Source organism: Actinoallomurus iriomotensis, assembly GCF_030269445.1.
GTDB lineage: Bacteria > Actinomycetota > Actinomycetes > Streptosporangiales > Streptosporangiaceae > Actinoallomurus > Actinoallomurus iriomotensis.
Genome location: NZ_BSTJ01000009.1, coordinates 14,283 through 29,480, shown reverse-complemented (window position 1 = coordinate 29,480; position 15,198 = coordinate 14,283). Strand labels below are relative to the sequence as shown.

Here is a 15,198-nt window from a genome sequence, read left to right as displayed (position 1 = left end):
GGAGCGTCTTCGGATTACTACCCGTAGACGGCTGCGCTCTCCCACCATACGGGCACCCTCTCCTAACTCGAGACACGTCCGGGCAACCTGCGCATCACGGTTCCCGTGAGCGTTTCCACCTCGGAGACCCGCAGTCGGCGCGCAACCAGCACATACAGCACGGCGGCCCCAGCGCCTCCGATGGCCAGCGCCGCCACCGACGTGATCAGCCGATAATAGAAAAGTTTGAAGAACAGTTCGTGGACTCCGAGGGCGAACACGAACGCCGGCACGGTCGCCACCGCGATCTTGACGTGGGTTCGCACCATCACCCGCGCGCCGAGCCCGTCGAGCCGGCGGCGCAGGATCAACGCGGCGATCACGCAGCCGACCGTCCAGGAGATGCCGAGGGAGATCGCGATGCCCTCGACGATCATGTTGGTGGGCAGGACCGCGTAGCCGACGAGCCCCAGCGTGATGCTGATCACGATGGTGCCCATCGCCATCAGCGCCGGCGTGCGCGTGTCGGCCAGGGAGTAGAAGACCCGCAGCAGCAGCTGCTGCACGGCGAACGGCACCAGGGTCAGCGCGAACGCCTGCACGACGTTGGCGATCATCAGGCCGTCGGCCAGGCCGGTCGCGCCGTGCGAGAAGAACGCGGTGACCAGCTCCGGGCTGAGCGCGAACAGCAGCGCCGCCGACGGGATGATGATCACTGAGGTCAGGTTGAGCCCCGAGGCCAGGTCGTCGCGGACCAGGTCCTTGCGGTTCTCGGCGGCGTGCCGGCTCATCCGCGGCAGCAGCGCGGTCATCACCGACACGCCGACGATCGCGTACGGGAGCTGGAACAGCAGGTAGGCGTTGTTCCACGGCGTGAGCCCGACGCCGTAGCCGAGGTGCTCGTGCTCCCCCCGCACTCCGGCGCGCACGGCGATGTTGGTGTTCACCACGAAACCGACCTGCATGATCGCCACGTACAGCAGCGTCCACAGGGCCATGCCGCCGACCGGGGCGAGCTCGTCGCGGCGGAAGTCGAAGCGCGGCCGGAACCGGAAGCCGACCTTGCGCAGGGAGGGCCACATCGCGATGGTCTGCACGACGATGCCCAGCGTGGTGCCGCCCGCGAGGAGGATGACCTCGTTGTTGGTGATGTTGGACGGCGTGACGCCGGGGCCCGCGACGAGCAGGAACGCGCCGCCGATGACGATCACGACGACGCTGTTGAGGACCGGTGTCCACATCGGCGCGGCGAAGCTGCCGCGGGCGTTCAGCGAGGCGCCGGCCAGTGCCCCGACGCCGTAGAAGAAGATCTGCGGCAGGAAGAACAGCGCGAAGATCACGGCCAGCTTGTGCTGCGCGGACGTGAAGCCGCTGGCGTACAGGTCGACGAGCAGCGGCGCGCAGACCATCGCGACCGCGGTCAGGGCCAGCAGGCCGCCGAGCACGATCGTCAGCAGCCGCGCCTCGTACTCCTCGCCGTACGCGCGGTCCTTCTCCAGCGCGCGGACCAGCATCGGGACGTGCACCGCGGTGAGGATGCCGCCCAGCAGCAGGTCGTAGACGACGTTGGGGAAAGTGTTCGCGACGTTGTAGACGTCGCCGAGCGGCCCGGTGCCAAGCGCGATCACGATGACGGCGTTGCGGACGAAGCCGAGCGCGCGTGACGCCACGGTGCCCACGGCCATGACGGCGCTGGACTTCAGCAGCCCGCCGACGCGGGAGCCCGAGGACTCGGCCTGCGCCGCGTGGACGTCCTCGGCGGTCTCCATGATCTGTGTGCTCGGGTCGACGACCGGGATGTCGGGCAGCGTGCTCGCCGCCTCCGATCGGCCCGGCTCCAGGTCACTCAACGGACTCCTCCGCTCGCTCGGCTCTGCGGCGCACGACGCGTATGGCGACGCCGACGAAGAGTACGGCAAGTGAGACGCCGGTGATGAGCAACGCGGTTCGGCCGTACGCGGTCGTCCGGACGTGCAGCACGTGCGGACCGGTGCCGAAGGGGCGGCCGTCCGGGGTCAGCAGCTCGAGGTTGATGTAGGCGATGCCGTTCGCGGACGCCTTCATGTCGAGGGTGACCTGGTCCTTGTGCCCGGGTTCGAGCTGGAGGGTGCGGTCGACGGAGTCCACCCGCAGACGTGTCTTGTTCTGCGAGTAGGCGCGCAGCCGGACGACCACGGTGCCGTGGTCGAGCCCGTTGGAGATGGTGATCGCGGTACGGCCCGACTTGCCCGCCATCGTGATGCCGTCGTTCAGCACCTTGATCTTTCCGATGTCGCGGTCGAGCTCGTCGGTGAGCGTGTCGCGCAGTCTCGCGCCCCTCCGCGACTGACCGTTCCACGCCGAGGACTCGGTGCGGGCGACGCCGAGGGTGAAGCCGCTGGTGGCCGGGGTGAAGATCGAGGTGAACAGCCGGATCCTGTTGCGGAGGTCCCGGACCTGGCGCAGGTAGTTCTTGCTCAGCACGGAGCCCTTCTGCGCCTGGAATGCTCGGCCGGCGGGCGGGGTGTTCTCCGCCGCCCCGAGCGGCACGGCCTGCATCCAGGGCGCCTTGGCGGTGTAGTTCAGCACCGCCTTGGCAAAGGCCGGGCTGGGGTTCCAGCGCCGGGGCGGAGTGATCACGATGGTGCGGGGCTTCTGGGGCGCCTCATTGGTGATCATGGCGGTCTCGGCCAGGAACCGCTGCTCGGCGATGACCGTGCCGCCGGGCTCCGTCGTGGACGTGCCCAGGATCTTGCGCAGCGTGTCGTCGTAGGCGAGGAGCTTGACGTTCGTGCCCGAGACGGTCTTGTGCGCGACCGGGTCCACGGTGTAGGTCGCGCCGCGGGAGTCCGGCAGCACCGAGCTGCTGAGCAGGACCGTACGGGAGCCGCCGGCGACGAGCGCGGAGAGCGTGGGCTGGTCGGCGAGGCCGTCCGGAGGCATCGCCACGACCGGCGTCGCGCCGCCGAGGTTGGCCGCCGCGAGCGTGCGCGTGCCCTCCTGGGCGGCGAGCTTGACGTCGTCACCCATGCCGCGCTGCGCGAGGGCCATCACGTCGGGGTCGGCGTACGGCGTGGCGATGAGGTGGTCACCGGCGCCGGTGACCGCCGAGTGCAGCGACCGCAGCCAGTCGTTCGCCGCCACGCTCTGGGGCCGGGCCGTGCCCTTGATCCGGTAGCCGTCGGTGTCGCCCATGCGGGTCGCGTCGTCGACCAGGCTCGGGTCGATGAGCCAGCTCACCGGGGTGGTCGTCCGCGCCGCGGCGGTGACCAGGTTCGACAGGCGGCCGCCGGAGCCGAGCTGGCGTTCGAGGCCGTCGTCGACGAACGTCGAGTCGTCGGCGCGGTGCGGCTGGTCGATGACCGGCCAGACCCAGGCGACCTTGGTCCTCTGCGGGGCGATGCCGACGGGGTAGTAGGTGACGAACGTGCGCACGTGGCCGAGCACGGTGCCCGCGGCGCTGAGCGTCTCCACCGAGATCGGGTAGACGCCGAACGTGCCCAGACCCATCTGCCGTACCGGCAGCGACACCGACCAGGACTGCTGGCCTCCGACCGGCAGGCTCGCCGTGACGAGCCGCGGCTGCCCGGCCCGTGCCGGGTCCGGGCCCTTCCCGTCGGCGTACGCCTCCAGCTCGCCGCGGCTCGTCATCGGCTGGGAGCTGAACCGCAGCCGTACCGAGACCCGCTGGTATCCGCTCTCGGACTGGTTGACCATCCGGCCCGTGACGCGCAGCGTGGAGTTCGCCCGGAGGTACCCGCCGGGGCGGATCGAGGCCAGCTTCACGTCCACCGGAGACTTGGGCGTGGGCGCGCGGTCGCGGGAGGCCCGCGAGGCGTGGGACGAGGCGCGAGCGTGGGAGGACGACGGCGCAGGCGTCGGTGTCGCGGCGAACGCCGGTGCTCCGCTGAGCAGCAGAGGCACGACCAGGGCGATGAGTCGTCTCACGTGACGGCCGCGAGGAGCTCGGGTACGTGGGCGACGAGCCGGCGCTCGTCGGCGTGGGCGAGACGGCCGGCCACCTCGGCGAGCGGCACCCAGGCGACCTCGGCGACCTCCGGGTCGGCGTCGGACAGGACCCCGCCGGTCGCCAGCAGGAGGTGGTGGTGCACGGTCTTGTGAACCCGCCTGGGAGGCCCGGGCGGCCGGGGATGAGCGCGAGCTCGGGCATGACTCGCGGAGAACCAGTAGTCGATGGCGCCCAGGGGAGCGACGATCCGGCCGCGGATGCCGGTCTCCTCCTCCACCTCGCGCACCGCCGCCTCCTCGATCGTCTCCGCGCCTTCGATGTGTCCTTTGGGCAGTGACCACCGCAGCCGACCATCACGGTCGTACCGGGCGATCAGTGCAGCTCGCGCGGCGCCCGCGATGTCGACGACCAGGCCGCCGGCCGACGTCTCCTCGCGATGAGGACCGGGCGGACCGGCGAGCCGTCGACGATTACGCGGGCGGGGCACGGCGTTATGGTAGTAGCCAGGCATGCGTAATCGGTCATTGCTCGGGGGGATTTCGCCGGGCTCGACGCCGAGTCCGCGCCCCGGGAGGTCGGTCGGGGTCGGTTGGTTGGGAAAGGCGCGAGGTCGGTCGGGGTCGGTTGGTCTGGGCAGATCCGGCGGTAGGCCGGTCGCATCGCCTGACATCTCCTTGTCCAGACTCCCCTTATCGGAACAAATGAGGATCGGCAGGTAGGCGATTCCTGTTTTGCCTGCCACCTGCGAGGATCTACGCTCGATTGCCGTGTCGAACGAACTGACCTCCAAGCCGGCCGCCGCGATCAGTGAACTGCTGACCCGTGCGGCCCCGCTCGCCAACGATCTCGGCCGGGTCTTCGCCGCGGCCGGCCACGAGTTGGCGCTGGTCGGCGGCCCCGTACGCGACGCGCTGCTCGGGCGGCCGGTCAGCGACCTCGACTTCACCACCGACGCGCACCCACAGCGCATCCTGGAGATCGTCGACGGCTGGGCCGACGCGGTGTGGACGATCGGCATCGAGTTCGGCACCATCGGCCTGCGCAAGGGCGACCACCAGATCGAGATCACGACGTACCGCAGCGAGTCCTACGACCCGAAGTCGCGCAAGCCGGAGGTCGCGTACGGCACGTCGCTCACCGAGGACCTCCAGCGCCGCGACTTCGCGGTGAACGCCATGGCCACGCGGCTGCCCGGGCACGAGTTCGTCGACCCGTACGGCGGGCTGGCGGACCTGCGGAACAAGACGATCCGCACGCCGGGCCGTCCGGAGGACTCCTTCGGCGACGACCCGCTGCGCATGCTGCGCGCGGCGCGGTTCGCCTCGCAGCTCGGCTTCACCATCGATCCGGCGGTCACGGCCGCCATGACGGAGATGGCCGGCCGGATCGAGATCGTCTCGGCCGAGCGGGTCCGTGACGAGCTGTCCAAGCTGCTGTCCGGCGCGTACCCGCGCCAGGGCCTGGCGCTGCTCGTCGACACGGGACTGGCCGCGCAGGTGCTGCCGGAACTGCCCAAGCTCCGACTGGAGATCGACGAGCACCACCGGCACAAGGACGTCTACGAGCACTCGCTGATCGTCCTCGAACAGGCGATCGCGCAGGAGGAGGACGGCCCGGACCTGATCCTGCGGCTGGCCGCGCTGCTGCACGACATCGGCAAGCCGAAGACCCGTTCGTTCGTCGACGGCGGCCGGGTCACCTTCCACCACCACGAGGTGGTCGGCGCCTCGATGAGCAAGGCGCGGCTCACCGCGCTGCGCTATCCCAAGGACGTCGTCGCGGACGTGTCCCGGCTGGTCGAGCTGCACCTGCGGTTCCACGGGTACGGCACGGGCGAGTGGACCGACGCGGCGGTGCGGCGCTACGTACGCGACGCGGGCCCCCTGCTGCCGCGGCTGCACAAGCTGACCCGCGCCGACTGCACGACGCGCAACAAGCGCAAGGCGGCGGCGCTGGCCCGCACCTACGACGACCTCGAACGGCGGATCGCGCGGCTGGAGCAGGAAGAGGAGCTGGCCAAGATCCGTCCCGAGCTCGACGGGCACGAGATCCAGCAGATCCTCGAGCTTGCGCCGGGGCCGGCCGTCGGCCGGGCCTACAAGTTCCTGCTCGACCTGCGCCTGGACCAGGGGCCGATCGGCAAGGAGGCGGCCACGAAGGCGCTGCGCGAATGGTGGCGTGACCAGGGCTGACCGCCCTGCCATCATGGGGACGCATGTCCGCCGACGAGCTTCTCGCCTTCGACCGTGAGCACATCTGGCACCCGTACTCCCCCATGCCGGCCACCACGCCGGTCCATCCGGTGGTCGCGGCCCGGGGTGTACGCCTGACGCTGGCCGACGGCCGTGAGCTGGTGGACGGGATGGCATCGTGGTGGGCGGCGATCCACGGCTATCGGCATCCCGTCCTCGACGCGGCGGTGACCGGGCAGCTGCGGGACATGGCGCACGTGATGTTCGGCGGGCTGACGCATCCGGCCGCGGTACGCCTGGCGCGGCTGCTGGTCTCGCTCACCCCGGAGCCGCTCACGAAGGTGTTCTTCGCCGACTCCGGATCCGTGGCGGTGGAAGTCGCGATCAAGATGGCGTTGCAGTACCAGCGTTCGCGCGGCCGCGCGTCGAAGTCGCGCCTGATGACGGTGCGCGGCGGCTATCACGGCGACACGTTCGGGGCGATGGCGGTGTGCGACCCGGTCGGCGGAATGCACCACCTGTTCGCGGACCTGCTGCCGCGGCACGTGTTCGCGCCGCCGCCGCCCGGCGCGTACGAGCCGGAGTACGCCGCTGAGCTGACGCGCCTGGTGGCGACGCACGCGGACGAGCTGGCCGCGATCATCGTGGAGCCGGTCGTGCAGGGCGCCGGAGGGATGCGGTTCTACGACCCGGCGTGGCTGGGGCTGCTGCGCTCGCTCGCGGACGAGCACGACGTGCTGCTGATCTTCGACGAGATCGCCACCGGCTTCGGCCGTACGGGGACGTTCTTCGCTTGCGAGCACGCGGGCGTGTCGCCCGACATCATGTGCGTGGGCAAGGCCCTGACCGGCGGATACCTCACCCTGGCGGCGGCCCTGTGCACCGACCGGGTGGCGCGGGGGATCAGCGAGGGCGAGGCGGGCGTCCTCATGCACGGACCGACCTACATGGCCAACCCGCTCGCGTGCGCGGTCGCGGTGGCGTCGATCGAACTCCTGCGGGAGCGCGACTGGCGGGCCGAGGTCGCCACGGTCGAGAAGGGCCTCACCGAGGGCCTCGAACCGGCCCGTGCCCTGCCGGGCGTGCGCGACGTACGGGTGCTGGGCGCGATCGGGGTGATCGAGATGGAGGAGGAGGTGGACGTGGCGGCCGTCCAGGAGGCGGTGATGCGCGAGGGCGTGTGGCTCCGCCCGTTCCGCAACCTGATCTACACGATGCCCCCGTACGTCACCGACCCCGACGACGTGAACCGCATCACCACCGCCATGCTCGCCGCCGCCCGCACCTCTGGGTGAGGGCGGTCGCGGCTGGGGCCGAGGGCCTCTCGCTCATGGGGCCAGGTTGCTACCGGCGGTGGCAACACTCCTCTGGTTTTTCGCTCCCAGCCAGTACACCGCCGCGGCCACGGCGTAGCCGCAGCCGATCAGCAGCAGGGCCCCGTAGGACTTGCCGCTCGGCGGGAGGGTGAGCGCGGCGATGGCGAAGCCCGCGACGTACAGGCCGTTGAAGATCATGTCGTAGAACGAGAACACGCGGCCCCGGTAAGCGTCCGAGATGATCGTCTGGACGATCGTGTCCACGCACAGCTTCACGCCCTGGGCGGCCAGGCCCAGCAGGAAGCCGCCGGCGATGAACGGGAACGCCGCGAACGGCGCGCCGAGCACCACCTCGGCGACGGCCGCGAACCCCAGCTGCACGGCGATCCACACTTCCTTGCTGATCCGCTCGGTGACCAGCGGCGTGACCACGGCGGCGAGGAAGTAGCCGGCGCCGGAGACGACGAGAGCGAGCGCGAAGCCGCCCATGCCCGCCTCGGCGCTGCCGGTGAAGTAGTTGCGGAACAACAGCACCGTCATGATCGTCGTGATGCCGTACAGGAAGCGGTGCGCCCCGATCGCGCCGAGGGCGAACGCGGCGGGACGGCGTTCGCGTACGTGCCGCGCGCCGTCGAGCAGGCCGCGCAGCACCTGGCGCACCGCCTCGCGGGCCTCCGGGCGCGCGGTCCGCAGCTCCGGGCCGAGCAGGTCGCGGCCGAGCGTCGTGGCGATGGCCGACGTCCCGACGTACGCCGCGGCGGCGCACATCAGGATCAGCGCCGTGCCGTGCCGGTCGGCGCCGAACACCAGCCGCAGCAGATAGGCCGCACCCGCGCCGGCGAACGAGGCCATCGTTCCGGAGGTGACCGACACGGCGTTCGCGGTGATCAGCTCCTGCCGGCCCACGACGTGCGGCAGCGCGGCCGAGAGCGCGGACAGGAAGAACCGGTTGACCCCGAGTACCAGGAGCGCGGCGAACAGGAACGGCGCGTCGCCGTGCCCGTACACCAGCAGGGCCGCGGTGGCGGCCAGCAGGAGTGCCCGGATCAGCGGCGCGTGGACGAGGATCTGCCGGCGCCGCCAGCGGTCGATGAACACACCGGCGAACGGCCCGAGCACGGAGTAGGGCAGCAGCAGCACGGCCGCCGTGGCGGCCGCCTCCGCCGCCGTCGCCTCCTGCTCCGGGGAGAACAGGACGTATCCAGCGACGCCCACCTGGAACACGCCGTCGGACACCGCGGAGACGATCCGCGTCGCGAAGAGTCGGCGAAAGTCCCGGCCTTTGAGGACCAGCCGCAGGTCCGACGCGTACGACACCAGCACAGCCTAGGCCCTGGCGGAACGCCAAGCGGCCGGTCGCCCCTGGACGGGGACGACCGGCCGCTGGCAGGACCCGGTGTCAGGAGAGCCGGACGCGCGGGTCGAGGAAGGAGTAGACGACGTCGACGACCAGGTTGCCGAGCACCACGAAGAACGCGGCGATCAACACGACGCCCATGATGACCGGCAGGTCGCCGATGGTCAGCGACTGGACGGTCAGCTGGCCGATGCCCTGGAGACCGAACACCGACTCGGTGACGAGCGTGCCGCCGATCAGCACGCCGATGTCGACACCCGCCTGGGTGACGACCGGCGTCAGCGCCGACCGCAGGCCGTGCCGGTAGATGACCCGCCGCTCGGGCAGGCCCTTGGCGCGGGCCGTGCGGATGTAGTCCTCACCGAGCACGTCCAGCAGCGAGCCGCGGGTCAGCCGGGTGTAGATGGCCGACTGCAGCAGCGCCAGCGTGATCCAGGGCAGGACCATGTGCTCGAACCACTGCAACGGGTTGTTCTGGATCGGGACGTACTGGGTCTGCGGGAAGATCTGCAGCTTGACCGCGAAGACGTACGACAGCGTCAGACCGACGATGAACGCCGGCATCGAGATGCCGAGCAGCACCGCCAGGGTGATGCCGCGGTCGAGCAGCGTGCGCGCCCGCGTGGCGCTGATGACACCGGCGACGATGCCGGCCGCCAGCCACAGCACGGCCGCACCCAGGATCAGCGACAGGCTGGCCGGAAGCGCCTGCTTGATCATGTCGGTGACCGGGCTCTGCGTGGCGAAGGAGTAGCCCAGGTCGCCGCGGAGCAGACGCGTCAGGAAGTGCCAGTACTGCACTGGCAGCGGGTCGTCGAGGCCGAGCCGGTGGCGGACCAGGGCGAGCGTGGCCGGAGTCGCGGACTTGCCGGCGAACCTGGCCGCCGGGTCATCGGACGTCGCGAAGAACAGGAGGAAGACGCCCAGGGTGACGATCCACAGGACCAGGATTCCGAAGAGGATCCGCCGGATCAGGAAGCGAAGCATATCGGTGTTCCCCTACTTCCTCTTCTTCTTCCGATTGGCCTTCTGGGCCGCGAACAGCCGCTCGGACCGCGGGTCGAGCGCGTCCCGGACGGCGTCCCCGAGGATGTTGAACGCCAGCGTGGTGATCAACAGGAACGCGGCCGGCACGAACAGCGTCCACCACGCGACCGTGTAGCTCTGGGTCGCGTCGGAGAGCATGTTGCCCCAGGTCGGCGTGCGGGGGTCGGTACCCGCGCCGAGGAAGGACAGCGTCGACTCGAAGATGATCGCGGTGGGGATCGTCATCGACCCGAGCACGGTCACCGGCGCGATCAGGTTCGGGATCACGTCGATGAACATCGTGCGGATGCTGCCGGCGCCGAGTGACCGGGCCGCCTCGATGAACTCGCGCTCCTTGATCTGCAGGACCTGTCCTCGGACGATCCGGCCGATCGAGGCGAACGAGAAGAACGTGATGACGAAGATCGTCAACGGGACGCTGGCGCCGAATCCCGCCGCGAGCGCGAGGGCGAACAGCAGGTACGGGAAGGACAACGTCACGTCCATGGCGCGGGCCAGGATCGTGTCGATCGCCCCGCCGTAGAACCCCGCGGACGCGCCGATGATGACGCCGAGGACCACCGCGAGCACGGTCGAGACCAGGCCGACCAGCAGTGACACGCGCGCGCCGTAGACGCTGCGGACGAGGATGTCGCGGCCGAAGCGGTCGGTGCCGAGCACGTGGTGGCCGTTCGGTCCGACCGGCAGGCCGTCGACGGTCTGGCCCAGCTTCCGGTCGCCGAAGTCGGGGGCGTAGCCCACCCACTTGGCGATGAGCGGTGCCAGCAACGCCATGACGATGAGCAGGACGATGACCACGACGGAGATCATCGCGGCCTTGTCCTTACGGAGGCGGGCCCAGGCGAGCTGCCATGGGCTGCGACCTTCGATCTTGCGCCCGTCGGGCTCCTCGCTCGCGGGCGGGACCGAGGCCTCGGCTTCGAGATCAGTGAGGCTCATGATCGATACCTATGCACTCGGGAGCGTGGGCTCGGTGGACAACTGCTCGATCGCCGCGTGCTCGGTGGCGAGGCTCTCGGCGGGATCGACGGGGTAGTGACAGGCAGTCTCGTGCCCGGCCGCGTCGCCGTCCCGAACGATGAGCTCGGGTTCGAGCTCGATGCAGTTCTCCTGCGCCTTCGGGCAGCGCGGGTGGAACCGGCAGCCGGACGGCGGCCGGATCGGCGACGGCACGTCGCCGGTCAGGACGATGCGCTCCCGGCGCTCGGCGGCGTCGGGGTCGGCGATCGAGGCGGCGGACAGCAGGGCGTTGGTGTACGGGTGCCGCGGCTTCTCGTACAGGTCCTCGCCCTCGGCGTACTCAGCGATCTTGCCGAGGTACATCACCGCGACCCGGTCGCTGACGTAACGCACGACCGACAGGTCGTGGGCGATGAAGACGTACGTCAGGCCGAGCTCTTCCTGCAGGTCCTTCAGCAGGTTGATGACCTGTGCCTGGATCGACACGTCGAGCGCGGAGACCGGCTCGTCGCAGACGATCAGCTTCGGCTTGAGGGCCAGCGCCCGCGCGATGCCGATGCGCTGCCGCTGCCCGCCGGAGAACTCCGCCGGGAACCGGTTGTAGTGCTCGGGGTTCAGGCCGACGAGCTCCATCAGCTCCTGGACGCGCTTCTTGCGGTCGGCGCCCGACGCGATGCCGTGGATGTCGAACGGGTCACCGATGATCGCGCCCACCCGGCGGCGCGGGTTCAGCGAGCCGTACGGGTCCTGGAAGATCATCTGCACGTCGCGGCGGAACGGCTTGAGCTGCTTTCCGCGCATCCGGGAGATGTCCTGGCCGTCGAAGACGATCCGGCCCCCGGTGATGGGATGCAGGCCGGTGATGCAACGGGCGAGAGTCGACTTGCCGCAGCCGCTCTCGCCCACGATGCCGACCGTCTCGCCGCGCCGGATCTGCAGGCTGACGCCGTCGACCGCGTGTACGCGGGCGACCTCGCGCTTGAAGATGATCCCCTGCTTGATCGGAAAGTGCTTGTAGACGTCGTCGATCTCGACGAGGACGTCCGCGTCCTGTGTCACTGGGCCTCCCCGGCGTCCACGACGGTAGCTGCGGGCGAATCTGCCGAACGGCCGAGCGCGACGGCCTCCTGCCGCAGGTTCTCGGCCTCCGCGTCGAGACCGGCGGCCTCCTTGGGCAGCCAGCACGCGGAGGTGTGGCCGAGATCCGGGAAGCCGTCCTTGTCACCCACGGCCGCCAGGAGCGGCTCCTCCGTGACGCAACGGTCCATGACGTATTCGCACCTGGGGTGGAACGCGCATCCGGTCGGGAGGTTGATGAGCGAGGGCGGCTGCCCGCCGATGGGCTTGAGCCGCGTCTTGGCGCCGGTCGACCCGGGGATCGACTCCAGCAGGCCCTTGGTGTACGGGTGGTGGGGGCGGTAGTAGAGCGACCGCCGGTCCGCGTGCTCGACCGGTTTGCCGCCGTACATCACCAGCACGTCGTCGGCGAGGTCGGCGATCACACCGAGGTCGTGCGTGATCATGATGAGCGCGGTGTCGAACTCGCGCTGCAGCCGCAGCATGAGGTCGAGGATCTGGGCCTGCACGGTGGCGTCGAGCGCGGTGGTCGGCTCGTCCGCGACGATGAGCTTCGGGTTGAGCGCGAGAGACATCGCGATCATCGCGCGCTGACGCATGCCGCCGGAGAACTGGTGCGGGTAGTCGTCGACGCGCTGGCCGGGCTCGGGAATGCCGACCATGCCGAGCAGCTCGATCGCCCGCTTGCGGGCCTGCGCCTTGTTGACGTCCGGTTCGTGCTGCCGGATCATCTCGGCGATCTGCTTGCCCACTTTGTAGAGCGGGTGCAGGCTCGACAGGGGATCCTGGAAGATCATCGCGATCTCCTTGCCACGGACGCGACGAAGCTGCTCGTCGGTCATGGCCAGAAGGTCCTGGCCCTCGAAGAGGGCCTCCCCATCGATCAGAGCGCCTGCCGTCAGGCCGAGGAGCGTCTGGGTAGAGACGCTTTTCCCGGATCCGGACTCACCGACGATCCCAAGTGTCTTTCCTCGCTCGACGGTGAACGACACTCCGCGGACGGCCTGGACCAATCCGTCAGATGTGTCGAAAGAGACCTTTAGGTCTCGAACCTCGAGAAGGCTCATGTCCTCCCCTTCGAAAAACTAGCGCCTCATCTAAGAGCCACAGCATGTCTACCTGATAACGGCTCTGCCTGCGACATCACCGTCTGGCGAGTACGAGACCCCACATCGTTGGAGCCGTCGTACAGCACTGCGGCCGGGCTCGCCGTCACCGACGCGCCCGGCCGCCATCTCGCTGTGGTGCGTCAGCTACCGCTACCGCTGAGCCACAGGTTGGTGTAGTCGAACTGCTGAGCGATCGGCAGCCACGTGGCGCCCTTGACCCGCGAGGAGTGGTACCACGGGGTCTTCTGCGCCATGAAGGGCACGATGGCCGCGTCCTTCATGATCTGCTGGTCGGCCTGGTGCCAGTAGTTCGAGGCCTCGTCCACCGTCTTGGCCGTGAGGGCCTTGTCGATGAGACCGTTGGTGATGGGGCTGTCGTAGTCACCGTAGTTCGAGGTGCCGTCGGCCCAGTTGCGGCCGTCGAACAGCGGGGAGACGACCGCGCGGCCGTTGTTGCCGAACCAGTCGGGCACCCAGCCCGGGGCGGCGACGTCCCACTTGCCGGCGGTCGTGTTGTCCGTCTTCTGCAGGAACTGCGTGTAGAAGTCGGCCTGCGGAACCGGCACGCCCTCGACGGTGATGCCACACGCCTTCATGTCCTGCGCGTAGCTCTGGAAGATCGCCGGGTGGTTGCCCGCCTGGCGGTAGGCGGCCTTGATCTTGAAGCCGTTCGGGTAGCCGGCCTCGGCGAGCATCGACTTGCACTTGGCCGGGTCACCCTGGCTGCCGTTCGTCGGGTACAGGTTGTAGTCCTGGTAGCCGACGCTGTCCGGCGGGATGACGGTGTTCAGCGGCGTGTTGTACTTCGGGCCGCCGTAGATGCGGGCCAGCGCCACCTTGTTGATGGCGTACTCGATCGCCTGCCGCACCTTGAGCTTCGACATCGCCTTGTTGGCGTTCGGGCTCTTGAAGTTGAACACCAGGTACGGGTTGGAGATCGGCGGGCCGTTGACCGTCAGGTTCGGGTCGTTGCTCTTCGCGAGGCGACCGAGCGCCGACGCCGGCACCGGCTGGTCGAGGGAGATGTCGGCGTTGCCGCCCTCGAGCTGCTGCTGGACGGTCTCGGGCGACTCCTGGCCCTCGGTGACCTCGATGCGGTCCACGTACTGGTGGCGCAGCGGGTCGCTGTCCTGCTTCCAGTTCGTGTTCTTCTCCAGCACGATCTGCTTGCCGGGGTTGAACACCGTGATCTTGTACGGGCCGGCCGACACCAGGTGCCGGAACTCATCCGGGGTGTTCGGCACGTACTTGTAGTACTCGACCGGCACGGCCGAGGCGAAGGTCATGCCCAGCAGGCTGATGAAGTCCGAGGCGGGCTTGGTCAGCGTGAACTGGATGGTGTAGTCGTCGAGCGCCTTGACACCGGAGATGTCGTGGCTGTTCTCGTAGTCCTCCATCCCCTTCGTGTCCTGCTGGAGCTTCTTGTTCTTCAGGTACGGGTCGCAGTACGCCTGCATGCCCTTGATGTTGGGCACGTAGTAGTTCGGCGCACCGACCGGGGAGGCCGGGTTGCACATGTGCTTGAAGGCCCGCACGAAGTCACCGGCGACCATCGGCCGCGCCGGCTGCGTGTCCCACATGATGCCCTGACGGACCTTGATCTTGTAGGTCAGCCCGTCCTTGCTGATGCCGCCGTTGTCCATGGTCGGCATCTCGGCCGCGGCGTCCGGCACCGGGGTGCTGGCGGCCTTGGGGTCCTTCGATGCCGGGTAGGCGAACAGCTGGCGCGCGTAAGTCCGCTGGAGGGCGCTCGACGTCGTGCTGTAGGCACTGGTCGGGTCCAGGTTGTCCTGACCGCCGGCACCGACGAGCTTCAGCGTGCCGCCCTTCTTGGGCTTGCCGTCATCCGAGCCGCCGCTGCCGCCGCTCCCACCGCCGCAGGCGGCAAGGCCGACAGCGAGCACGCCGATGGCGGCTGCTGCCTTTAGCCCCGTCGTTCTACCAGTCATGTACGCCCTCCTCCGGCCTTGCGGCCGTCTTACGCTATGGGGTCAAAGCATGCCGGGGCAGGCACGCCTCAAGGTGCGAGAACACCCTGAGCCGGAGTCACTGTCCAGCTCAGATTGGTAAAGAGTGGGACTGGTTACTCAACCGTTCAGATCGCGAGACAAGCCCGTGACAACGTGACGACACACCGTTAATGGGGCATCGCGCTACGTGTCGCAAAATGTTGGGGGAGTCTTGGTCGGCGTATCCGCTCCGGTCGAGGCCT

At 69.2% G+C, this 15,198-nt stretch carries 11 protein-coding genes; 2 read left to right on the top strand and 9 right to left on the bottom strand.

Going from position 1 to position 15,198, the window contains the following annotated elements; genetic code table 11:
* Positions 1 to 62 precede the first annotated feature (62 nt).
* Genes murJ through QSK37_RS32365 form a run of 3 tightly spaced genes read right to left on the bottom strand, consistent with a single transcriptional unit; the run spans position 63 to position 4,415 of the window.
* Positions 63 to 1,829, bottom strand: a complete 1,767-nt coding sequence (gene murJ / locus QSK37_RS32375) for a murein biosynthesis integral membrane protein MurJ (RefSeq protein WP_285628932.1) — start codon at positions 1,827 to 1,829, stop codon at positions 63 to 65.
* Positions 1,822 to 3,906: a DUF6049 family protein gene (locus tag QSK37_RS32370; protein WP_285628929.1), complete on the bottom strand. Its 2,085-nt coding sequence runs from the start codon at positions 3,904 to 3,906 to the stop codon at positions 1,822 to 1,824. The genes murJ and QSK37_RS32370 overlap by 8 nt, the downstream gene beginning before the upstream one ends.
* Complete coding sequence (locus QSK37_RS32365; protein ID WP_285628926.1) at positions 3,903 to 4,415, bottom strand: NUDIX domain-containing protein; 513 nt, start codon at positions 4,413 to 4,415, stop codon at positions 3,903 to 3,905. Before QSK37_RS32365 ends, QSK37_RS32370 begins: the two co-directional genes overlap by 4 nt.
* Positions 4,416 to 4,695: 280 nt before the next feature.
* Between QSK37_RS32365 and QSK37_RS32360 the strand changes: the two genes are divergently transcribed.
* Together QSK37_RS32360 and QSK37_RS32355 are read left to right on the top strand one after the other, a co-directional pair.
* Complete coding sequence (locus QSK37_RS32360) at positions 4,696 to 6,120, top strand: CCA tRNA nucleotidyltransferase (RefSeq protein WP_432705622.1); 1,425 nt, start codon at positions 4,696 to 4,698, stop codon at positions 6,118 to 6,120.
* 23 nt (positions 6,121 to 6,143) lie between these two features.
* Positions 6,144 to 7,415, top strand: a complete 1,272-nt coding sequence (locus QSK37_RS32355; protein WP_285628923.1) for an adenosylmethionine--8-amino-7-oxononanoate transaminase — start codon at positions 6,144 to 6,146, stop codon at positions 7,413 to 7,415.
* 33 nt (positions 7,416 to 7,448) lie between these two features.
* Here QSK37_RS32355 and QSK37_RS32350 read toward each other — a convergent pair whose 3' ends face one another.
* From QSK37_RS32350 to QSK37_RS32325, 6 genes are all read right to left on the bottom strand, one after another.
* The gene (locus tag QSK37_RS32350; protein WP_285628920.1) at positions 7,449 to 8,753 is read right to left on the bottom strand and encodes an MFS transporter; all 1,305 of its coding nucleotides are present in this window, start codon (positions 8,751 to 8,753) and stop codon (positions 7,449 to 7,451) included.
* A gap of 82 nt (positions 8,754 to 8,835) precedes the next feature.
* Positions 8,836 to 9,780, bottom strand: a complete 945-nt coding sequence (locus tag QSK37_RS32345; RefSeq protein WP_285577291.1) for an ABC transporter permease — start codon at positions 9,778 to 9,780, stop codon at positions 8,836 to 8,838.
* Positions 9,781 to 9,792: 12 nt separating this feature from the next.
* On the bottom strand, positions 9,793 to 10,779 hold the full coding sequence (locus QSK37_RS32340) for an ABC transporter permease (protein ID WP_285577290.1): 987 nt from the start codon (positions 10,777 to 10,779) through the stop codon (positions 9,793 to 9,795).
* Between the two features lie 9 nt (positions 10,780 to 10,788).
* Positions 10,789 to 11,859 carry an ABC transporter ATP-binding protein gene (locus QSK37_RS32335; protein WP_285628917.1) on the bottom strand — a complete coding sequence of 357 codons (1,071 nt, stop codon included), beginning with the start codon at positions 11,857 to 11,859 and terminating at the stop codon, positions 10,789 to 10,791.
* Positions 11,856 to 12,944 carry an ABC transporter ATP-binding protein gene (locus QSK37_RS32330; RefSeq protein WP_285628915.1) on the bottom strand — a complete coding sequence of 363 codons (1,089 nt, stop codon included), beginning with the start codon at positions 12,942 to 12,944 and terminating at the stop codon, positions 11,856 to 11,858. The genes QSK37_RS32335 and QSK37_RS32330 overlap by 4 nt, the downstream gene beginning before the upstream one ends.
* 182 nt (positions 12,945 to 13,126) lie before the next feature.
* Complete coding sequence (locus tag QSK37_RS32325) at positions 13,127 to 14,935, bottom strand: ABC transporter substrate-binding protein (RefSeq protein ID WP_285628912.1); 1,809 nt, start codon at positions 14,933 to 14,935, stop codon at positions 13,127 to 13,129.
* Positions 14,936 to 15,198: the final 263 nt, after the last annotated feature.

Bases quoted from the DNA above. Each gene is read 5' to 3' on its own strand.
- QSK37_RS32325 (WP_285628912.1), bottom strand. From the start codon at position 14,935: ATGACTGGTAGAACGACGGGGCTAAAGGCAGCAGCCGCCATCGGCGTG.
- QSK37_RS32355 (WP_285628923.1), top strand. From the start codon at position 6,144: ATGTCCGCCGACGAGCTTCTCGCCTTCGACCGTGAGCACATCTGGCAC.
- QSK37_RS32345 (WP_285577291.1), bottom strand. From the start codon at position 9,780: ATGCTTCGCTTCCTGATCCGGCGGATCCTCTTCGGAATCCTGGTCCTG.
- QSK37_RS32330 (WP_285628915.1), bottom strand. From the start codon at position 12,944: ATGAGCCTTCTCGAGGTTCGAGACCTAAAGGTCTCTTTCGACACATCT.
- QSK37_RS32340 (WP_285577290.1), bottom strand. From the start codon at position 10,779: ATGAGCCTCACTGATCTCGAAGCCGAGGCCTCGGTCCCGCCCGCGAGC.